The sequence below is a fragment of the Vogesella urethralis genome, assembly GCF_007644045.2.
Lineage (GTDB): Bacteria > Pseudomonadota > Gammaproteobacteria > Burkholderiales > Chromobacteriaceae > Vogesella > Vogesella urethralis.
In genome coordinates this window covers 159,717-178,813 of the sequence record NZ_VMDW02000118.1, presented here as the reverse complement: position 1 = coordinate 178,813, position 19,097 = coordinate 159,717, and the positions used below count along the sequence as shown (strand labels likewise).

Genomic DNA, 19,097 nt, shown 5'->3' with positions numbered 1-19,097 from the left:
TTTTGATGCCCCCACGCTCAATACATTGTTTGTCGACAAGAATCTGCGCTTCCATGGCCTGATGCAGGCTTATTCGCGCACCAACCGCATCTTCGACGCCACCAAGACCTTCGGCAACATCGTCACCTTCCGCGACCTGGAGCAGGCGACGATTGACGCCATCACCCTGTTCGGTGACAAGAACACCAAGAACGTGGTGCTGGAAAAGAGCTACAAGGAGTACATGGAAGGCTTCACCGATGTAGCCACGGGTGAGGCGCGGCGTGGTTTTATGGATGTGGTGAAAGAGCTGGAAGAGCGCTTCCCAGACCCGGCTGCCATTGAAAAGGAAGCCGACAAGAAGGCCTTCGCCAAGCTGTTTGGCGAGTACCTGCGCGTCGAGAACATCCTGCAAAACTACGATGAGTTCGCCAGTCTGAAGGAACTCCAGACCGTCGATCTGGCTGACCCCACCGCAGTTGAAGCGTTCAAAGCCAAGCACTACCTGAGCGATGAGGACCTGACCGCGCTGCAAGCCATCACGCTCCCGCCCGAGCGCAAGGTTCAGGACTATCGCTCCACCTACAACGATGTGCGCGACTGGCTGCGCCGCGAGAAGGCTGGAGCCGAGAAAGAAAAATCTACCATCGACTGGGATGACGTGGTCTTTGAGGTGGACCTGCTCAAGTCGCAAGAGATCAATCTGGACTACATCCTCGAACTGATCTTCGAACACAACAAGAAACTGAAGAGCAAGTCGGAACTGGTGGATGAAGTGCGGCGCGTGATCCGGGCAAGTCTTGGCAACCGGGCCAAAGAAAGCTTGCTGGTAGACTTCATCAACCAGACAGATCTGGATCAGATTGGCGATAAGGCCAGCGTTATCGATGCTTTCTTTACCTTTGCGCAAGCGGAGCAGCAGCGTGAGGCTGCTGAGCTGATTAGCGATGAGGGGCTGAACGCAGAGGCCGCCAAGCGCTATATCACCAACTCACTGAAGCGCGAGTTCGCCAGTGAGAATGGCACCGAGCTCAATGCCGTACTACCCAAAATGAGTCCATTGAGACCTGAGTTCAAAACCAAGAAGCAGACAGTCTTTCAGAAGATCGCGGCCTTTGTTGAGAAGTTCAAGGGCGTGGGCTGGCAGCTTTGACATGTTGATTGGGTAATTTCTCCATTCCCAAGGAGAGTCAGAAGTAGAGCTGTGTAGCCTTGCCAGTTGCTGCTTTGGGGTAATGCCGTCCAAAGCTATCACAAGACTCGCTGTTCTAGGTGGTTGTGCAAGTTAGCTACTCCCGAAAAGTGCTTGTCTTAGTTAGGGAATGGGGCTGGAAGAAGGCCGGGCCACTTTGTATAAAGTCGCCCGGCCTTCACTTTTTCAAGCCTGGTGATAGTCACACTGCCCGATAATATGCCAACGGCTGTAATCGGCATCACCGGGGATGTTGGACACCCGCCAGGGCTTGTACCGCTTGGCGCAGATACCCATGGTGCGGCTGGCCCGTGGCGCTTGCTTCACGCCCACCAGCGACAGCGCCATGGTGCGGTCATCGGTAGTGGTCAGTTCGCCCCGCCAGTGGCGGCAGGCCAGGCACTGGTTATCTACTGCGGCCAGCTCTTCGGCCTGCTTGCGCGGTACGCCGCCGTCGTACTCCATGATGGCGGCCCGCTCCTCGATGGCCTCGCGGACGTTGTGCCAGCGGTCGATATGCGCCAGCCAGCCGGCCCGGATGGTGTCGGCGTCACACTCACCGGACACCAGCTGCCGGCGAATGACGGCCAGGTGTTCGGCCTGCAAGTCTTGCGGCCAACCTTCCAGCGTGGCGACCCGCGACACCAGCCCGGGCAGATCATCGGGGATGGGGTGGCTGGTGTCGGCATCGTTCGGCGCGACTGCCGAGGCATTACCCCCTGTTTCAGTCGTTTTTCCGAGTGACTGTTTTTTGGTGGGAACAGTGGGAACAGTGGGAACAAAACCCTGAAACCCTTGCTGGGTAAGGCATTCAGCCGTTCCCACTTTTTGTTCCCACTCTCGGCTGTTCCCACTTTTTGGGGACGGCGCGGGCGTTTGGGCCGTGTGCTGCAGGGTGGTGGCCAGCCAATCGGGGATGCTCATTCGTCGCCCTCCAGTGCTGCGCTGGTCAGCACGTACACATTCACCGTGGTTGAGTTCAGCGCCTTGATGCGCTTCTTGCGGGTACTGCGCTGCTTGTTGCCGTCGGTATCCCCGGCCAACATCCAGCCGGCACCGATCAGGGAACGGGCAGCGGCCAGGGTCTGAAACCCCTTGCATAGCTCTTTCTTGAACGGCTCCGACAGTACCCAGAATTGCAGCTCGCCGGCCTCGTCGGTGTAGCGGAAGCCTGCCCGGTTGTGGTGGCGTGCCATCGATTCCGGGTCTGCATCATGGTCAGGGAAGCGGGTAGAACCGTGCGCCTGCATGAAGGCGGCCACCTGGGCGAACAAGGCGCGATCATCAGCAGCCAGGCCGGTGTTGTTCTCGGCCAACCATTCACGGAAGCACTGCCGGGCGGCGCGGTACGCTTCACCAGGTGCCCAGCCTGTCACGCCGTAGCGGGTGGCCAGCTCGCCGGCAAAGGCCACCAGGGCGAAGCGGGCCGCTACCCGTCCGATTTCCTCGGCTGCCCCTTTGGGCACACCCAGATTGCCGATGATGGCGGTCACGCTCTCGCGCACATTGGCCCGGATGGTTTCCTGCTCGGCCCCGCTGGTCAGCTGCTGCAGGAAAGCTTGCCCGGCTGTGCCGTAATACTGGCGGGTGTGGGCCTTCATGGCGTCGGCAAAGGCTTGCCCGTTGGGGTGGTGGTGCAGCTGCTCCAGCGTGCCCATACCGGCCCCGGCGTCAGCAGGGATGGCGGGTAAGCGGGCCATCTGGCCACCCTTGGCGGTTTTGCCGGCCTCGGCCATGTGCTGGGCCAGGTCGATTTCGCCGGCAGACAGCAGCATCACGCGCCATGTTTGCGCTGGGCGGTTGCCGCCTTCCTTGGTCATACGGGCCTTGGCCTGGCCGTTGGCAATCAGGTAGGCTGCGCCCCCGGCGTCTGTCGCGGCGATCTGGGCGAGTTCGTCCAGTATCAGCAGGCCATCGTTACTGCCAAGGCAAAGCGCCTCCAGGCCGTTCTGTGTGGTGCGCCACTTCTTGGCGAAGCGGTCAGGGCTGCCCCATACGCTGGCGGCAGGATCCAGCAGCGTGGACGTTTTGCCCTTGCTGGTGGTGCCCACGAAGTGGAAGCCCCCGCCCGACTCGCCGGCCATGTCCGCCAGCACACCAGCAAAGGCCACGGCAATGGCAAACACGATGCGGCTGTTACCGGCTGCCGGGCCGGCAATGTGCTGCTGCCACTCGGCCAGGGTGCCGGCGTGGTCAAAGTCGCCACTGTCCGCCCCCTGATAGATCACGCCCTCGCCCTCCTGCTCGCCATAGACAGCGGCAGGCAGCACATAGCGCAGATCATGCCAGCCGATACGGGACACGCAGCGCAGCCGGGTGGCAGACTCGGGGCGATGGGTCAGCACGTAATCCACCAGTTTTTGCCGGGCCTTGCCGTTGGTGGAGATGGTCAGCCCACCCCGCGCCAGTTCACGCCGGAATTCTGCCGTGTCGCTGGCGGCCAACATTTCTACCGGGCAAGCCCACTGGTGCGGGTGGCCGTCGTTATCCTGCCAGGCCAGCAGGCGGCCCCAGTTGCTCTGATTGGCGTCGCGGGTTTCGCCCAGAATGTAGAGGGGCGCAGACAGCCACCACAGCTTGTCTTTGTCCTTGCCATCGTCGGATGGCTCGCACCAATACACCCCGTCACGCTGGCCGGGGATACCCTCCGACACGAAGAACGGGGAGTCACCTTGTGGCGTTTGCGGGCTGATTTCGTCCGAAAAGTGGGAACACTCGGGAGTGGGAACAGAAAAGTGGGAACGGCTGTCAGCCTTATCTGGCAAGGCTTCTAGCGTTTCTGTTCCCACTATTCCCACTGTTCCCACCATTTTTGAGTCACCCCGGAGAACGTGTTTTTTGACCTCTTCCAGCCCGGCCAGCTGGTGCAGGTCGTTGTAATCGCTTGGCGCTTTACCATGCTGCTGGCGGTACTGCTCGGCCTGTTCCTGGGTGAATACCGGCACCACCGAACGGCCACGGCCCTGCAGCAGCTCGGCAGCGCGGCTGGCCGCTTTCTGGCCGGTCAGGCTTTCGTCTGTATCACCACACACCAGCACCTGTACATCCACCGGCAGGGCACTGGCCAGCCGGCCCGCGATCGTCACTAGGTTGTGGGCGTTGAAGGCCACCACCACCGGCAATCCCGTGGCTTGGTGCAAGGTGCAGCCCGTGGCCCAGCCTTCACACAGCAGCACGGTGGCCACGCCCTTGATCTGGCCCAACACCAGCGAGGCACCTTTGACCTGGCCACCCGTCAGGAAGCGCTTACCGCCATCGGCACCAATGATCTGCAGGTTGACCAGCTCGCCGCCGTCCCGTAGCGGGATAAGCAGCATGTCGCGCAGTTGGGCCGCGCCCTTGGGCTGGATACCCTTGGCCTGCAGGTAGGTGTGTTCGCTGCTGACAGCATGGCCACGCCCCCACAGGTTGGCCGCTTTCTGCCGGGCCGCATCCCGCTGCCGCTGGGCTAGCGCCTCGGCCTCGGCCTGGGCGGCCTGCCGGTCGGCCTCGATCTTGGCCCGCTCCTCGGGGCTGGGGGGCTGGTAAGGCGCGGTCGGGCGGTAGCCGTTCTGGATGGCCTCGGCAAACAGGCTGGCAATGGTGATACGCCCGGCAGGCTTAATGCTCTTCCAGACAGATCGTGCAGCCTTGGGCTGGTAGTTGTCGGCTGTGCGGCTCCAGTCATCCCAGATAGGGAAGCCGGCCTCGCCCAGCTCCGATTTCACCGCCATGCCACCCATAAGCCAGTTATCGCGCGGGTGAGCGTCGATATACGCCAGTGCAGCGCTGATATCGTCGCCTGGCGCTCGGTACGGGGCGTTCATGCGAAACCACCTTCCGTTATCTTACGGTTTATCAGTGCCGACACTTTGCGACGTACTGCAAAGTCATCAGCCACCGCGCCCGCTGCTGCTGCATAGCAGGCCACCACCACCAAGAAGCCGCGCCGGCTATCCGGGGGCAAACCGTCCAGGGCATCGGCCAACCAGTGAGGCGCGACCGCTTCGCCGGCTCGGGCCTGGGCGCGGATACGGTCTAGCACCTCAACAGCCTGGGCAGCGCCTTGGCGATACGCAGACAAGCCGGTGGCCTTGCCCGCTGGCAGGGCAATTAGAGTCTTGTTCATGTTGTTACCTCTGCTGCGGGGGCGTGGTCGGCGCGGTAGCCTGCTGCAAGTACAACGCGAAGGGCAGCAGAGCTTCTTGCGTCAGTTGCGACGGGGTCAGGCCGGTGGGGTCAAGGTAGATACGCATGATGCTGCCACTTGGCAGACGGACACGAACTTCAATGTGCTTCATGGCAGCACCTCCAGGCCGGTGGCTCGCTTGAACAGCAAGCCGAGCATGACGTCCTGTTTCAGATCATTGGTCGGTTGCGGGCTGGTGGTGATACGCCGGCCTCCGGCAATGAAGTGCACTGGGTTGCTTTGGCGTAGAGGTCGAGTGAGTTTGTTCATAGTGCCCCCTTATGCAGTGTGTTGGCCTTGGGCGTCTAACCACTTACGGACGTCCTCGGCTTTCCATGCGGTGATACGAGCAGACAACTTAACCGGGGCGGGGAAAGTGCCAGCCCGCACACGCCGCCAAAGGGTTGAGGCAGAAAATGGCAGGACGCCAGGGGTACCACTTTTGCTGTCGCCTACAAGTAAGGGCTGGCGAACATAGCCAGTCTGGGGAAGGGTAATGTTTTGATTCATTTGGCACTCCCAAAAGCAATAGGCGACGTGCTGGCGCACAGATATCTGTGGTCAGTCTCTGAGCTCGGCTGATTGTTTTGCCCCGGATTGTCAGGGCGTAGGAGTTGCCAAGAGGCAGGTACTGCTAGGAGGGGGATAAGTGGGTAATGGAACGACTCGGGCTCAGGGTCGGGGTCGCCGGTACCCGAGGTAGCAACACTAGCTGTGGTTTTACTGCTTGCTCTCGTCCGTGATGAACGGCCCCTAGCTCCAACCGGAGAGCGGCCCGTTGTAAAGTACTCCCTGGGTGGATTGCAGGAGAAAATAGGTTCGAAGTCTGGGTAAGGACTCAAGATTTATCCCTTTTGAGTTGTTGAATGACTGCAATATGATATTAGGTGATGCTGTGTGACACAAATGCAAACCAGTTTGCGATGTGTGATTCATTCCTAATTGGCTCAATGTGTAGTTATCGCTGTGCTCAGTTTGATGGCGGATTGTTACCTCTTGCCCTATCGGTTAAGTGCTTCAGAAGTTGGTTCACGCGGTTTTGAACAGCGGAGTTACTTTTGCACCTCTCTTGAGAGCATCTAGGTAGTCTGCCCAAGACTGCATCATTCGTACCCGCTCAGGTAGGTACTCAGCATAGTTGTAGGTTGCGCGGATGCTGTTTCGCTCGGCGTGCGCCATCTGCCGCTCTATCGCATCACGGTTCCACCCCTGTTCGTTTAACAAAGTTGACGCCATATGACGAAATCCGTGGCCCGTCATTGAATCTTTGTCGTAGCCCAGGCGTCGCAAAGCAGCATTGACGGTGTTTTCCGACATGGGGCGACTGTTAGTCCGTGCGCCTGGGAAAACATATCGATTGTGCCCAGTTAATGCGTGTAGCTCGCGGAGGAGCTCCACGGCTTGCGATGGCAGGGGCACTATGTGCTTCTCCCTCATCTTCATTCGCTCGGCGGGAATTACCCATAACGCGTTATCAAGGTCGATTTCCCGCCATTCAGCTTTGCGCAACTCCCCAGGTCGTACAAACACCAGCGGGGCTAGCTTTAGCGCACATTGAGTCACTAGGGTGCCTTGGTAGCCGTCAATGGCGCGTAGCAATTCGGCAATCTTCGCGGGGTCAGTGATAGTCGGAAACGAGGTTTTAACAACGGGAGTTAGTGCGCCAACTAGATCAGCTGCGGGGTTGCGCTGTGCTCGACCGGTAGCAATGGCGTAGCGGAATACTTGTCCAGCATTCTGCATAGCGCGGTGAGCGGTCTCAATGGCTCCGCGGCGTTCAATCCGTTGAAGGCAGGAAAGTAGTTCCGGAGCCTCAATCGCAGCAATGGGTCGACTACCCAGCCAAGGAAACAAATCACGCTCAAAGCGGCGCATGATCTTATCAGCGTGGCTCGCTACCCAAGTAGGGAGATACTTGGCGAACCATTCACGTGCCACGGCTTCAAAACTATTTTCAGAGTTAAGCTGTGTGCTGGCTTTCGCGACCTTGCGATGCTCGCTGGGGTCGATGCCTTCACTCAGTAGGCGTCGAGCCTCCTCACGCTTATCCCTGGCATCAGCAAGACCTACTTCTGGAAAGACGCCCAAGGCAAGGCGCTTCTCCTTTCCATTAAACCGGTATTTCAGTCGCCAGTATTTTGCCCCGGTAGGCATGACTTCCAAGTACATACCCTTTTCGTCGCTTAGGCGCAGTGGCTTACCGTCTTCGCGAGGTTTGGCATTCTTGCAGGCAGTCACTGTAAGAGGCATGAAAGCATCTCCTAGGGGGCTGGGGGCATTGAGCAACGCCCCTTACGATTGTGCCCCCATTTATGCCCCCTGGTGACGGGGCATGTCAAGACACTACATGACACGGTGTGAACAAATAAAAAACCCCGAAAGCCTTAGCTGTCGGGGTTTTTGAGGCTTCATGACACGTCATGAAGTGATGTTTTGGTGGAGGCGGCGGGAATCGAACCCGCGTCCGGAAATCCTCTACGAAGAGATCTACATACTTAGTCGTGTCATTTGGATTTAACCGCTACTACGCCGACGGACAGGCTGAGTATTGGCGAGTTACCTTGCGTTTAACCCTTGCCCAAGTAACCCGGGAAAGAGCGGTCTGATGTGAAATGACTCTACCGAGGTTGCCCTCACAGCCCATCAGCAAGCTGCTGTAGAGTCTAACCGCGATTAAGCGGCCAGAGCGTAAGTTTCGTCGTTTGCGACTATATAAATTCAGTGTTTTACGGGGTGACTGAGATCCCGGTATGCCCTCATCCGCTTCGCAACCCCCGTCGAAACCAGGTCGCCCCCAGATAAGAAGCTGCATTATAGCGACATTCGCACGCGGGCGCCAGCACTGGCGCGGCTTTGGGCTTGACCGTGCTCCACAATGCTTGGCTATCGGGCAGCGCTCGGGTAAGCACTTCTCTGCCCGTACGACTGCCCGTGCTGGTTTCGCATCGTATTGCGCCCAACGCACCACAAATAATCCTCACAAGCGTAAGGATTATTAGCAGACAGCCACTACAAACCTGAAAAATCCTCACAAGCAAGAGGACTCATTGCCAAATGCGCGCTTCGGGCGCAGAATCCTTACAAACGTGAGGATTGATGATGAAGATACCCATCAACAGTGCGGCCGCCATCGGCCAAGTGGTGCGCGCCAGCCGCAAGGCGCAGAAAATCCGCCAGGACGATGCCGCCGGCAGCATTGGCGTTAGCGAGAATTTTCTTGGCAAGATCGAGCGCGGCGGCGAGACGGTGCAATGGGGCAAGCTGTTCCAGGTACTGGAGGGGCTGGGCATTCACGTGACGGTGGACGTCCCCGAAAGCGTAGCCGCCTACCTGCAGGACGCGGCCAACCATAAGAGCACGCCATGAATGGGCGGTCTTTGCGCGCATCGATCAATCACACCACGGTGGGCACCTTGCAAGAGCAGGCCGGGCTGTGGCGCTTCCAGTACGCGCCGGACTGGCTGAACACGCCAACGTGCTTTGCGCTGAGCCCGCACCTGCCACTGCAAGCCGACCCATTGCTGGATGGCGCCAGCCAGCGCCCGGTGCAGTGGTATTTCGATAACCTGCTGCCGGAAGAAGGGCAACGCTTGCTGCTGGCAGGCGACGCCCGGCTGGATGCGGCCGACGCCTTCGGCCTGCTGGCCTGGTACGGTGCAGAATCGGCCGGGTCGGTAACCTTGCTGCCACCCGATGCCGCGCCGCAAAGCGCAGAACCATTGCGGCCGCTGGCGGACGAGGCACTGCAAGCCCGCATTCGCCAGTTACCGAGGGCGCCGCTGACGCAGGCTGCCATCAAACGCATGTCGCTGGCCGGCGCGCAGCACAAGCTGGCGGTGGTGCTGCAGGATGGCGCCTTGTTTGAACCGGCAGGCGCCACGCCCTCTACCCATATCCTGAAGCCCGACCACCCGGACGAGGACTACCCTCATTCCGTCATCAACGAATGGTTCGTGATGCGCCTGGCCAAACGCCTGGGGCTGGACGTGCCCGACGTGCATCGGCGCTATGTGCCGTCGCCGGTTTACCTGATAAACCGCTTTGACCGCACGCCAGGCAGCCACGGCTGGCAACGCCGGCACGTGATAGACGCCTGCCAGCTGCTGGGGCTGGACCGCAGCTTCAAATACAGCCAGGGCAGCCTGCAAAACCTGGCCGTACTGGCCAACGCCTGCCGCAGCCCGGCGGTAGCGCGGCCCCGGCTGTTTGGCTGGCTGGTGTTCAATGTGCTGGTGGGCAATAGCGACGCCCACCTGAAAAACCTGAGCTTTCTGGTATCGCACGAGGGCGTGCAGCTGGCGCCGTTCTACGACCTGCTAAGCGTTGCCAGCTATGACACCGCTGCCTTCGACAAAAGCGGGTGGCCGGCACACACGCAGCTGGCGTGGCCACTGCTGGGCGAGCGGCATTTTTCGGCCATCAGCCGCGGCTTGCTGCTGGAGGCCGGCGCGGTGCTGAACCTGGCCAAAGGCACCGCCGAGCGGCTGCTGGAAAACCTGCGCAGCCGCGCCGTGCAGCAGGCAGAAGCGCTGTGCGCCGAGGTAGAAACCGACAACGCCCGTCTACTCCAAGCGCGCCCCGAGTTGGCCGCCACACTGGCAGGCGAGGCGCGTTGCCTGCGTACCCTGCTGCACACCGTTATCAAGGAGATGGCGCAACAGCTGGCCTGAAATGGTGCGTTGCCGGAAGCAGGCCGGCTAAGCAAAACACCCCTGACAGCCAGCAGCTATCGGGGGTGTTACTTGAGTGCATGCCAGATAGCGCCCCAGGCAAGCACGGCACAGCGTGCGCAAGGGTGACGCGCCACTCGTACAGCCCGCGCACTACCCCGCCGGGCGGGCGCCGGGGATCTCGCGTAGCCAGATCACGCCGCCGGGCAGCGTGGTCTTACAGAAATACCCCACCCGGCGCTCTGGCGGGCAGATGCGCGGGTCTTCGCGGTCGGTACCGATCATCACCCACGCCAGCAGCAGCACCGAGGCCACGACGGCAAAGTACAGCAGGTATTCCGGTTTCATGTCCATTGCACCTTTCATGGCAAGCATCATAGCAAGCAATTGTCATGATGTTTGTACAAAAGGATTGGTTCCTGCAGAACAATGAAATCAGCATTTGATACCGATCATGCCGCCAGGCTGATAGCTGATGCGCTGGCGGCCACAGTGGCCTGGCCGCACCCCAAGCCAGCGTGCCATGACCGACCCCAGGCTTGAACACCACCAGAAAGGCAGTTTGCGCGTGGCCAAATGGTTTGCGGCCAACCTGGGGCAAGCAGGCTGGCCGCGTGGCTTACACGATGTGTACCGGGCGCTAACTTAGCGCGGTTCGCCCGCCTTGATGATCTTCATGGTGTTGGTGTGGCCCATCATGCCGACGGTGTCGCCGATGGTTACCACCAGCACGTCGCCCTGCTCTACCCGGCCGCGTTCCAGCAGCTTGCGCTCGGCGGCGGCCAGCAGTTTTTTCTGGTCGGTGGCGGCGGGCAACAGCATCGGGAACACGTCGCGGTACATGGCCAGGCGACGGTAGGTGCCTACCTCGGGCGTCAGCGCGTAGATAGGTACGCCGCAGTTGACGCGGCTGATCCACAGCGCGGTGGAGCCGGTCTGGGTGAGCGACACCAGTGCGCGCACCGGCAGGTGGTTGGCGGTAAACAGCGCGGCCATGGCGATGGATTGGTCAACGCGGGTGAACTCGCGGTTGAGGAAGGTGCGCTCCAGCTGGTAGTCGCTGGAGTTTTCCGCCTCCATGCACACGCGGGACATGGCTTCCACGGTTTCTACCGGGAACTGGCCGGCGGCGGTTTCGGCCGACAGCATCACCGCGTCGGTACCGTCCAGCACGGCGTTGGCCACGTCGGACACTTCGGCACGGGTGGGCACCGGGCTGCTGATCATCGATTCCATCATCTGGGTGGCGGTGATGGTGAGCTTGTTGCGCTCGCGCGCGGCGCGGATCATGCGCTTCTGCAGCGCCGGCACGGCGGCGTCACCCACTTCTACCGCCAGGTCGCCACGCGCCACCATGATGCCGTCGGCGGAGTTGATCAGGTCGTCCAGGTTGGTGATGGCTTCGCAGCGTTCGATTTTGGCGATGATGCGCGCCTGACAGCCGGCGGCGTTGATCAGCGTGCGCGCCATGTACAGGTCGGCGCTGCTCTTGGGGAAGGACACCGCCACGTAGTCGGCCTCCAGCTGTGCCGCCACCTTGATGTCGTCGATGTCTTTGGCGGTAAGCGCCGGCGCAGACAGACCACCGCCCTGACGGTTGATGCCCTTGTTGTTGGACAGCACGCCACCCACCTTCACCTTGGTATGGATCTGGCTACCCAGCACCTTTTCCACCACCAGCACGATGCGGCCATCGTCCAGCAGCAGCACGGCGCCCGGCTCTACGTCGCCAGGCAGCTCTTTGTAGTCCAGCCCTACGCGGCCGTCGTCACCCAGCGCGCATTCGGCATCCAGAATGAACGGCTGGCCGTTGGCGAGCGTGGTTTTGCCGTTGGCAAACTTGCCGACGCGGATCTTGGGACCTTGCAAGTCGACCATGATGGCCACCGGCAGGCCCAGCTTGTCGGCAGTGCTGCGTACCAGCGCGGCGCGGTCGATGTGGTCTTGCGCGCTGCCGTGCGAGAAATTCAGGCGCACCACGTTGACGCCGGCCTGCAGCAGGCGTTCCAGGGTTTGCGGGTCGCTGGAGGCGGGGCCAAGGGTGGCAACAATCTTGGTACGTCGGGTCATGGTGTGGTCTCCGTTTATCGTTGCCTCATTATGGTACGAAATGGCCGTGTACTAAATTGATTACAGTTAAAGCCTGCGCGCAGCAGATTACTGCAGCATCCACCATGAAAAACCACCCGGGCAGACAGGTTTTGCCTACCCGCGGCGGCCCAAAGCAGCATGACCGTAGCGCGCGCACTACCTGAAGGCAAAACAAAAGGCACGCCGCAGCGTGCCTTTGCCAAACCCGACGTCGGTGTTTACACCAGCGACAAGCCCCCCACCACCAATACGGCTGCCACCGCCAGCACTACCAGCGCCAACCAGGGCGAGACGAAGCGCAAGGGCTTGACCTCGCCTGCCAGCGTTTTGCTGCCGGTGATCATCGGCGGCACCAGGTTCACGTTTTTCAGCTTGCGGTAGGCCACAATCGCCAGTACGTGCACGCCAACCAAGCCCAGCAGCAGGTTGAACCACAGTTCGTGCCATTCGGTAATCTGCTCGGCCAGGCTGCTATCGATCAGCTTGGCCAGCGGGCCGTCGAAGGTGTAGCTGTCCACATCGGCGGCAAACAGGCCCAGGCCCAGCTGCACCAGCAGCGCGCCCAGCAGCGCCAGCACCATCAGGCCACCCAGCGGGTTGTGGCCCGGCTGCTGGTTTTCGCTGACTTCGCCACGCAGGTAGGCTTTTACCTGACAGGGCTTGAAGAAGTCGCTGAAGCGCGCGGTCTGGCTACCCACAAAGCCCCACAGCACGCGAAACACCACCAGCACCAGCATCGCCACCCCCAGTTTGGTGTGGATTTGCAGCTGGCCGTTTTCGGCCGACAACCACATGCCGATAAACATCGCCAGCAGCGTCCAGTGAAACAATCGCGTTGGCACGTCCCATACTTTTACCTTGTTACTCATTTACCCTCTCCCTTTTGTACCGGCCAGTGCCGGCATGTCCTCATGTAGCGAGGAGTTTAACCCTGCTGCCATATCAAGTGTTGCAGCAATCCTTAACAAATGTTGGCCGCCATGTGCCAACGCAGCAAAACGGCAAAATCGGGTAAACTTGACGTTTTGCTGTGGGGCCGCGCGCCCCGACCATTCAGGAGAACAATACAGATGTCCCAAGTCTCGCTTATCCAGGAACTGCAAGCACGCGGTCTGATTGCACAACAAACCGACGCCGCTGCCCTAGAGGAACTGCTGGCCAAGGAAAGCGTGACCCTGTATTGCGGCTTCGACCCCACCGCCGACAGCCTGCACCTGGGCCATCTGGTACCGGTACTGGTGCTGAAGCGCTTCCAGCAAGCCGGCCACAAGCCGATCGCCCTGGTAGGCGGCGCCACCGGCATGATCGGCGACCCCAGTTTCAAGGCTACCGAACGCAAGCTGAACACCCCGGACGTGATTGCCAGCTGGGTAGAAAAAATCCGCGGCCAGGTATCGCCGTTCCTGAGCTTTGACGGCGACAACGCCGCCATCATGGCCAACAACTACGACTGGTTTGGCGGCATGGGCGCACTGGAGTTCCTGCGCGACATCGGCAAGCACTTCTCCGTCAACCAGATGATCAAGAAGGAATCGGTACAGCAGCGCATCAACCGCGAAGACCAGGGCATCAGCTACACCGAATTCAGCTACAGCCTGCTGCAAGGTTACGACTTTGCCGAGCTGTACCGTCGCCACGGCTGCGTACTGCAGATTGGCGGTTCCGACCAGTGGGGCAACATCACCGCTGGTACCGACCTCACCCGCCGCATCCACCAGAAACAGGTTTACGGCCTGACTCTGCCGCTGGTGACCAAGGCCGACGGCACCAAATTCGGCAAGACCGAAGGCGGCGCTGTATGGCTGGATGCCAGCAAGACCAGCCCGTACGCGTTCTACCAGTTCTGGCTGAACACCGCCGACGCCGACGTGTACAAGTTCCTGCGCTACTTCACCTTCCTGTCGCTGGACGAGATCGCCGCCATCGAAGAGCAGGACAAGACCAGCGGCGGCAAGCCGCAGGCGCAACGCATTCTGGCCGAGCAAGCTACGGCGCTGGTGCACGGCCAGGCCGCCGTGGACGCCGCGCAGCGCATCAGCGCCAGCCTGTTCAGCGGCAGCGTCGCCGACCTCACCGCCTCCGACCTGGCGCAGCTGGCACAAGACGGCATGCCGTGCGTGCAGATCGCGCTGGCGCAAGCCGGCCTGATCGACGCGCTGGTGGCCGGTGGCCTGGCCAAGTCCAAGTCCGAAGCCCGTACCTTCATCCAGAGCGGCGCGGTCAGCATCAACGGTAACAAGATCGAGGCGCTGGACTACCAGGTGGCCGATAGCGACCGCCTGTTTGGCCAGTACAGCCTGCTGAAACGCGGCAAGAAAAACCACACGCTGATCCAGTGGATCTAAGCCTCGCCTAACGGCACGCATTACCCGCACACCCGGCTCCGCGCCGGGTGTTTTGCTATCGGCCACCGCCAAAAGCACTGCGGCCAACCCTGGCTGGCAAGGTTGGCCGCATCGCGCATTACTTGTTTAAGGGACGTTCAGAGCACGCGCAGGTCGGTGTCGCCGTTGGCGTTCTGTACGCTGCCGTAGCGCAACAGGCCGGGAGTGGTAGCCGGCAGCGCCTCGGCCACCGGCTTGCCGGCCAGCAGCGCCAGCGCCGGTGCCACCACGGCGGCGCGCAGCGCGTCGTCGCTGTTCAGCGCGGCCAGGTCCAGCGTGTACGTCCATTCCGGGCCGAACTGGCTGTCGCTCTCTTCCCACCACAGCAGGCTGTCGCCCTGCTGCTGCCACGGCTGCCACAGGCTGGCGGGGAAGCCGACATAAGCGTCGTACTCAAAAGCAAACTCGCAGGCCCAGTGCGCCACGTGCAGCACCGGCGCGCACGGCTGGCCGTCTGCGCGCTGCGGCAGGCCATCACCGGCCAGGCTGATCTGGTAGTTGAGCCAGCCGCCGATGAATTCCTTCTTTTTCTTGTTACGCACCAGCAGGCCAAAGCTGCTGGACAGCGCGCTGCGCTCGCCCTGATGTTGCTGCTGCGAATGCAGCTGCTCGGCGATCTTGCGGCACAGGCCACTGGCAGTGATGGCTTCGGCCAGCAGGGTGTCCAGGGTTTGCTGCAGGTTTTTGGCGTGGCGCCAGGGCTCGTTGCCGGTAGTCATGCATGGGGCTTTCGTGTTCGTTGGGCGGGGCGGCAGGCGCCCGCTGGCAAGCGCGCAGTCTAGCACAGGCGGCGGGTGGCCACGGCGGGCAAAAAAAGAGGGGCTGCCCGTCCAAAGGCAGCCCCGCATCCCATCCAGGTCCATCCAGCAGAAGCGATTTGCTGTTAGGGCCAGATTATCGAAACCCGGTTACGGCGTGATGACAGGCAACAGGCTCAGCACCACCTTGCCCAGGTTGCGGTTGTCTTCCACGTAGCGGTGGGCGTCGGACACCGCCGCCAGCGGGTAAACGCTATCCAGCGTGATGCGCGCACGGCCGTCGGCCAGCGCCGGCAGCACCTCGGCTTCCAGCGCGGCGGCCAACCTGGCCTTCACCGCCTCCGGCTGGCTGCGCAGCGTGGAGCCCAACAAGCGCAGCCGCTTCACCAGTAGCAAGCCCAGGTTCAGCGTGGCGCTGCTGCCACCCATGATGCCGATCACCACCAGGCGCCCGTCCGGCTTCAGCACCGCGATATTGTCGTCGAACAGTGCGGCGCCCACCGGGTCCAGCACCACGTCCACCCCGCCTTGCGCCTTAAGGTTGGCCGCAAAGCCGGGCTGGCGGCTGTCGATCACCACTTCCGCGCCCAGGCTGCGGCAATACGCACGCTTGTCGTCGCTGCCGGCGCTGGCAATCACGCGGGCGCCCAGCAGGCTGGCCAGCTGGATGGCCGCCGCGCCCACGCCGCTGGCGCCAGCGTGAATCAGCACCGTCTCGCCCGGCTGGACGGCGGCAATGTCCACCAGGTTGAACCACGCCGTCATCCACGCTTCGGGCAGGCTGGCGGCTTCGGCCCAGCTCATCAGGTCGGGCTTGGGCAAGGCGGCGCTGCTATCGATCAAGGCGTATTCGGCGTAGCCGCCGCCGGATACCAGCCCGAACACGGCGTCGCCCTCTTGAAAGCGGGACGGCCCGTTGACGGCATCGACAATACCGGCGATTTCCAGCCCCAGCACCGGCGACGCGCCCTTCGGTGGCGGGTAATGGCCTTCGCGCTGCACGATGTCGGCGCGGTTGATGCCGGCCGCCAGCACGCGCACGCGCAACTGGCCGGGGGCCGGCTGCGGCTTTTCGGCAAACGCCATTTCCAGTGTGTCGGCGCCACCCGGCGCACTTTGTGTAACCAGCTGCATGGACATGATTGACCCTCGGCAAAACAAGAAGCATCTCTTGCACTACAATAGCACGCCATGAATCCGACCTGCTTCCACTGCAGCCTGCCCGTACCCGAAGGGCAGGCTTTTCCCATCCGCTACCGCAATCGCACCGAACAGGCCTGCTGCGCCGGCTGCCAGGCCGTGGCGCAGACCATCATCGACAGCGGCCTGTCCGACTACTACGAACACCGCACCGCCGAGCAGCGCCAGGCCGAGCCGTTACCGGCCGAGCTGCTGCAACAGATGCAGCTGTACGACAACGAAGCGCTGCAGCACAGCTTCGTACACGTGGAAGACGAGCACATCCGCGAGGCCTCGCTGATGCTGGAAGGCATTACCTGCGCCGCCTGCGTGTGGCTGAACGAGCAACACGTGCGCAAGCTGGCCGGCGTGCTGTCGGTCGACATCAACTACGCCACCCACCGCGCCCGCGTGCGCTGGGACGTGCGCCAGCTGAAGCTCAGCCAGATCCTGGAGACCATCGCCGCCATCGGCTACCGCGCCCACCCCTACGACGCCTCGCGCCAGGAAGCGCTGCACCAGAAAGAGCGCAAGACGGCGCTGAACCGGCTGTGGGTGGCCGGGCTGTCGATGATGCAGGTGATGATGTACGCCTACCCGGTGTACATGGCGCCGGACGGCGAGATCGAAAGCCAGTGGCTGTGGATGTTGCACTGGTCCAGCTTTGTGCTGACGCTGCCGGTGGTGCTGTTTTCGGCGGTGCCGTTCTACCGCGGCACCTGGCGCGACCTGAAGCGCGGCCGGGTCGGCATGGATACGCCGGTAACCATCGGCATCCTTACCGCCTTCCTGGCCAGCCTGTGGGCGCTGCTGAACAAGGTGGAACACGGCGTGTACTTCGACTCGGTGTCGATGTTCATCTTCCTGCTGCTGGGTGGCCGCTATCTGGAAAGCATGGCACGACGCAAAACCGGCGAAGCCACCGAAAAGCTGGTAAAGCTGATCCCGGCCTTTGCCCACGCAGTGCCGGGTTGGCCGCAAGACCCGGCGCAGCAGGAAGTGGCCGTCAGCCAGCTGGCAGTAGGCGACGTGGTGCTGGTGAAACCGGGCGAAACCATTCCCTGCGACGGCGACGTGCTGGAAGGCCGCAGCAGCGTGGACGAAGCGCTGCTCACCGGCGAAAGCACCCCCATTGCCAAGCAAAGCGGCGATAGCGTGATCGCCGGCAGCGTCAACCAGGCCAGCCCGCTGCTGCTGCGCCTTACCCGCACCGGCAGCGACACCCGGCTGGCGGGCATTGTGCGGCTGATGGACCAGGCGCTGGCGGAAAAACCGCGCCTGGCCGAGCTGGCCGACCGCTACGCGGTGTGGTTCGTCACCGTTTTGCTGTTGGCCGCCGCCGCCACCTATATCGGCTGGAGCCTGGCCGGCAGCCAGGAGCACGCCTTGTGGGTGACCGTGGCCGTGCTGGTGGTGTCCTGCCCGTGCGCGCTGTCGCTGGCCACACCGGCGGCGCTAACCGCCGCCACCGGCCACATGGCGCAGCTGGGCATCCTCACCACCCGCGGCCATGCGCTGGAAACGCTGGCGCGTATCAGCGACGTGGTATTCGACAAGACCGGCACCCTCACCCACGGCCGCATGCACCTGCTGGCCAGCCACCGCTTCAACCATCCGGACGCCGAACAGGCACTAGCCATTGCCGCCGCGCTGGAGCAAGGCTCCGAACACCCAATTGCGCGTGCACTGCTGCAGGCTGCCGAAGACCGCGCACTGCCCGCTTGCGGCCAACGTAGCAACTACCCCAGCCAGGGTGTAGAAGCCGACATTGCCGGCCAGCGCTGGCGCCTGGGCCGCCCAGCCTTCGTGGCAGAACTGGGCGCTAGCGTGGCCCTGCCGGACGCCCTGCCGGCCAGCGCTACCGTCATCGCGCTGGGCGATGCCCGCGGCGTGGCCGCCGTGTTTGCCATTGGTGACCAGGTACGCGACGACAGCGCCGCGCTTATCCAGGCCTTGCAGGCACGCAGCCTGCGGGTGCATTTGCTGTCCGGCGACGCCGACACGGCGGTCGCCAGCCTGGCCAGCCGGCTGGGCATCGCCGACTACCGCGCCGCCGCCACGCCGGAAGACAAACTGGCCTACGTGAGCCAGCTGCAGCAAGCCGGCGCCCGCGTGTTGATGGTGGGCGACGGCGTCAACGACGCGCCGGTACTGGCCCGCGCCGACGTGTCGCTGGCGATGGGTAGCGGCACCGACGTCGCCCGCGCCAGCGGCGACATGGTGCTGATGGGCGACGAGCTGGGCCGCTTGCCGCAGGCGCTGAGCCTGGCGGCGCGCAGCATGCACATCATCCGCCAGAACCTGGCCTGGGCCGCGGTGTACAATCTGGTGGCCCTGCCGCTGGCGATGGCTGGCTGGGTGACGCCCTGGCTGGCCAGCCTGGGCATGGCGCTCAGTTCGCTGCTGGTCGTCAGCAATGCACTGCGCCTGATCAAACGGAGCACGTAATGGAAAGCCTGTACCTGTTGATACCGATGAGCATCGTGCTGGTGTTCTTCATCGGTCTGCTGTTCTGGTGGTCTACCCGCTCGGGCCAGTTCGACGATCTGGAAGGCCCGGCCCACCGCATCCTGATGGACGACGACGACAGCCCGTCCGACAAACAAGGGTAGGCCGCCTGGCGGCAAAACAAGGCCCCGTGTCATACGACACGGGGCCTTGTCGCTGCTGGCGGCT

At 62.3% G+C, this 19,097-nt stretch carries 18 protein-coding genes and 1 other RNA gene; 6 read left to right on the top strand and 13 right to left on the bottom strand.

From position 1 onward, the window contains the following. A partial coding sequence (locus tag FLQ03_RS15600) for a type I restriction endonuclease subunit R, EcoR124 family (protein WP_420855664.1) occupies positions 1–1,132 on the top strand: 1,132 nt, incomplete at its 5' end. A 225-nt stretch (positions 1,133–1,357) separates the two neighbouring features. On the opposite strand, the gene FLQ03_RS15595 is transcribed toward FLQ03_RS15600, so the two are convergent. The 8 genes from FLQ03_RS15595 to ssrA form a co-directional block, all read right to left on the bottom strand. After that, on the bottom strand, positions 1,358–2,095 hold the full coding sequence (locus FLQ03_RS15595) for a hypothetical protein (protein ID WP_147674751.1): 738 nt from the start codon (positions 2,093–2,095) through the stop codon (positions 1,358–1,360). After that, entirely contained in the window at positions 2,092–4,977 is a 2,886-nt protein-coding gene (locus FLQ03_RS15590; protein WP_144371810.1) for a DUF927 domain-containing protein, read from the bottom strand. The genes FLQ03_RS15595 and FLQ03_RS15590 overlap by 4 nt, the downstream gene beginning before the upstream one ends. Beyond that, entirely contained in the window at positions 4,974–5,279 is a 306-nt protein-coding gene (locus tag FLQ03_RS15585) for a hypothetical protein (RefSeq protein WP_144371809.1), read from the bottom strand. The genes FLQ03_RS15590 and FLQ03_RS15585 overlap by 4 nt, the downstream gene beginning before the upstream one ends. A gap of 4 nt (positions 5,280–5,283) precedes the next feature. Beyond that, positions 5,284–5,451 (bottom strand): hypothetical protein, encoded by a 168-nt coding sequence (locus tag FLQ03_RS19185; protein WP_170252446.1) that lies wholly within the window; start codon positions 5,449–5,451, stop codon positions 5,284–5,286. Continuing rightward, on the bottom strand, positions 5,448–5,609 hold the full coding sequence (locus FLQ03_RS19180) for a hypothetical protein (protein WP_170252445.1): 162 nt from the start codon (positions 5,607–5,609) through the stop codon (positions 5,448–5,450). The genes FLQ03_RS19185 and FLQ03_RS19180 overlap by 4 nt, the downstream gene beginning before the upstream one ends. 9 nt (positions 5,610–5,618) lie before the next feature. Continuing rightward, positions 5,619–5,849 carry a helix-turn-helix transcriptional regulator gene (locus FLQ03_RS15580; RefSeq protein ID WP_144371808.1) on the bottom strand — a complete coding sequence of 77 codons (231 nt, stop codon included), beginning with the start codon at positions 5,847–5,849 and terminating at the stop codon, positions 5,619–5,621. A gap of 519 nt (positions 5,850–6,368) precedes the next feature. Beyond that, positions 6,369–7,589, bottom strand: a complete 1,221-nt coding sequence (locus FLQ03_RS15575) for a tyrosine-type recombinase/integrase (protein WP_144371807.1) — start codon at positions 7,587–7,589, stop codon at positions 6,369–6,371. A 184-nt stretch (positions 7,590–7,773) separates the two neighbouring features. Further along, positions 7,774–8,135: a transfer-messenger RNA gene (gene ssrA / locus FLQ03_RS15570) on the bottom strand. 300 nt (positions 8,136–8,435) lie between these two features. Here ssrA and FLQ03_RS15565 point away from each other — a divergent pair. Both FLQ03_RS15565 and FLQ03_RS15560 read left to right on the top strand, forming a co-directional pair. Beyond that, entirely contained in the window at positions 8,436–8,705 is a 270-nt protein-coding gene (locus FLQ03_RS15565; protein ID WP_240802289.1) for a helix-turn-helix domain-containing protein, read from the top strand. Beyond that, positions 8,702–10,009 carry a HipA domain-containing protein gene (locus FLQ03_RS15560; protein WP_144371805.1) on the top strand — a complete coding sequence of 436 codons (1,308 nt, stop codon included), beginning with the start codon at positions 8,702–8,704 and terminating at the stop codon, positions 10,007–10,009. The genes FLQ03_RS15565 and FLQ03_RS15560 overlap by 4 nt, the downstream gene beginning before the upstream one ends. Positions 10,010–10,162: 153 nt before the next feature. On the opposite strand, the gene FLQ03_RS15555 is transcribed toward FLQ03_RS15560, so the two are convergent. The 3 genes from FLQ03_RS15555 to FLQ03_RS15545 all read right to left on the bottom strand — a co-directional run bounded on the left by FLQ03_RS15555 (position 10,163) and on the right by FLQ03_RS15545 (position 12,969). Then, a complete protein-coding gene (locus tag FLQ03_RS15555) occupies positions 10,163–10,375 on the bottom strand; it encodes a hypothetical protein (protein ID WP_147674750.1) in 213 nt (70 codons plus the stop codon). 279 nt (positions 10,376–10,654) lie between these two features. Beyond that, complete coding sequence (gene pyk, locus FLQ03_RS15550; protein ID WP_144371803.1) at positions 10,655–12,079, bottom strand: pyruvate kinase; 1,425 nt, start codon at positions 12,077–12,079, stop codon at positions 10,655–10,657. Positions 12,080–12,318: 239 nt separating this feature from the next. Further along, a complete protein-coding gene (locus FLQ03_RS15545) occupies positions 12,319–12,969 on the bottom strand; it encodes a cytochrome b/b6 domain-containing protein (protein WP_144371802.1) in 651 nt (216 codons plus the stop codon). Positions 12,970–13,170: 201 nt separating this feature from the next. On the opposite strand from FLQ03_RS15545, the gene tyrS reads away from it, so the two are divergent. Further along, complete coding sequence (gene tyrS / locus FLQ03_RS15540) at positions 13,171–14,445, top strand: tyrosine--tRNA ligase (protein WP_144371801.1); 1,275 nt, start codon at positions 13,171–13,173, stop codon at positions 14,443–14,445. A gap of 137 nt (positions 14,446–14,582) precedes the next feature. On the opposite strand, the gene FLQ03_RS15535 is transcribed toward tyrS, so the two are convergent. Together FLQ03_RS15535 and FLQ03_RS15530 are read right to left on the bottom strand one after the other, a co-directional pair. Further along, positions 14,583–15,203: a hypothetical protein gene (locus FLQ03_RS15535; RefSeq protein WP_144371800.1), complete on the bottom strand. Its 621-nt coding sequence runs from the start codon at positions 15,201–15,203 to the stop codon at positions 14,583–14,585. A 189-nt stretch (positions 15,204–15,392) separates the two neighbouring features. Continuing rightward, the gene (locus FLQ03_RS15530) at positions 15,393–16,382 is read right to left on the bottom strand and encodes an NAD(P)H-quinone oxidoreductase (RefSeq protein ID WP_144371799.1); all 990 of its coding nucleotides are present in this window, start codon (positions 16,380–16,382) and stop codon (positions 15,393–15,395) included. Between the two features lie 51 nt (positions 16,383–16,433). On the opposite strand from FLQ03_RS15530, the gene FLQ03_RS15525 reads away from it, so the two are divergent. Then, a complete protein-coding gene (locus FLQ03_RS15525) occupies positions 16,434–18,869 on the top strand; it encodes a heavy metal translocating P-type ATPase (protein ID WP_144371798.1) in 2,436 nt (811 codons plus the stop codon). Beyond that, positions 18,869–19,033 carry a cbb3-type cytochrome oxidase assembly protein CcoS gene (ccoS, locus tag FLQ03_RS15520; protein ID WP_144371797.1) on the top strand — a complete coding sequence of 55 codons (165 nt, stop codon included), beginning with the start codon at positions 18,869–18,871 and terminating at the stop codon, positions 19,031–19,033. Before FLQ03_RS15525 ends, ccoS begins: the two co-directional genes overlap by 1 nt. The last annotated feature ends 64 nt before the right edge of the window (positions 19,034–19,097 follow it).

Excerpts from the sequence above, each read along its gene's own strand:
- FLQ03_RS15585 (WP_144371809.1), bottom strand. The coding sequence starts at position 5,279 with ATGAACAAGACTCTAATTGCCCTGCCAGCGGGCAAGGCCACCGGCTTG.
- FLQ03_RS15560 (WP_144371805.1), top strand. The coding sequence starts at position 8,702 with ATGAATGGGCGGTCTTTGCGCGCATCGATCAATCACACCACGGTGGGC.
- pyk (WP_144371803.1), bottom strand. The coding sequence starts at position 12,079 with ATGACCCGACGTACCAAGATTGTTGCCACCCTTGGCCCCGCCTCCAGC.
- FLQ03_RS15595 (WP_147674751.1), bottom strand. The coding sequence starts at position 2,095 with ATGAGCATCCCCGATTGGCTGGCCACCACCCTGCAGCACACGGCCCAA.
- FLQ03_RS15565 (WP_240802289.1), top strand. The coding sequence starts at position 8,436 with ATGATGAAGATACCCATCAACAGTGCGGCCGCCATCGGCCAAGTGGTG.
- FLQ03_RS15545 (WP_144371802.1), bottom strand. The coding sequence starts at position 12,969 with ATGAGTAACAAGGTAAAAGTATGGGACGTGCCAACGCGATTGTTTCAC.
- FLQ03_RS15525 (WP_144371798.1), top strand. The coding sequence starts at position 16,434 with ATGAATCCGACCTGCTTCCACTGCAGCCTGCCCGTACCCGAAGGGCAG.
- FLQ03_RS15530 (WP_144371799.1), bottom strand. The coding sequence starts at position 16,382 with ATGTCCATGCAGCTGGTTACACAAAGTGCGCCGGGTGGCGCCGACACA.
- FLQ03_RS19185 (WP_170252446.1), bottom strand. The coding sequence starts at position 5,451 with ATGAAGCACATTGAAGTTCGTGTCCGTCTGCCAAGTGGCAGCATCATG.
- FLQ03_RS15575 (WP_144371807.1), bottom strand. The coding sequence starts at position 7,589 with ATGCCTCTTACAGTGACTGCCTGCAAGAATGCCAAACCTCGCGAAGAC.
- FLQ03_RS15590 (WP_144371810.1), bottom strand. The coding sequence starts at position 4,977 with ATGAACGCCCCGTACCGAGCGCCAGGCGACGATATCAGCGCTGCACTG.
- FLQ03_RS19180 (WP_170252445.1), bottom strand. The coding sequence starts at position 5,609 with ATGAACAAACTCACTCGACCTCTACGCCAAAGCAACCCAGTGCACTTC.
- tyrS (WP_144371801.1), top strand. The coding sequence starts at position 13,171 with ATGTCCCAAGTCTCGCTTATCCAGGAACTGCAAGCACGCGGTCTGATT.
- FLQ03_RS15555 (WP_147674750.1), bottom strand. The coding sequence starts at position 10,375 with ATGAAAGGTGCAATGGACATGAAACCGGAATACCTGCTGTACTTTGCC.
- ccoS (WP_144371797.1), top strand. The coding sequence starts at position 18,869 with ATGGAAAGCCTGTACCTGTTGATACCGATGAGCATCGTGCTGGTGTTC.
- FLQ03_RS15535 (WP_144371800.1), bottom strand. The coding sequence starts at position 15,203 with ATGACTACCGGCAACGAGCCCTGGCGCCACGCCAAAAACCTGCAGCAA.
- FLQ03_RS15580 (WP_144371808.1), bottom strand. The coding sequence starts at position 5,849 with ATGAATCAAAACATTACCCTTCCCCAGACTGGCTATGTTCGCCAGCCC.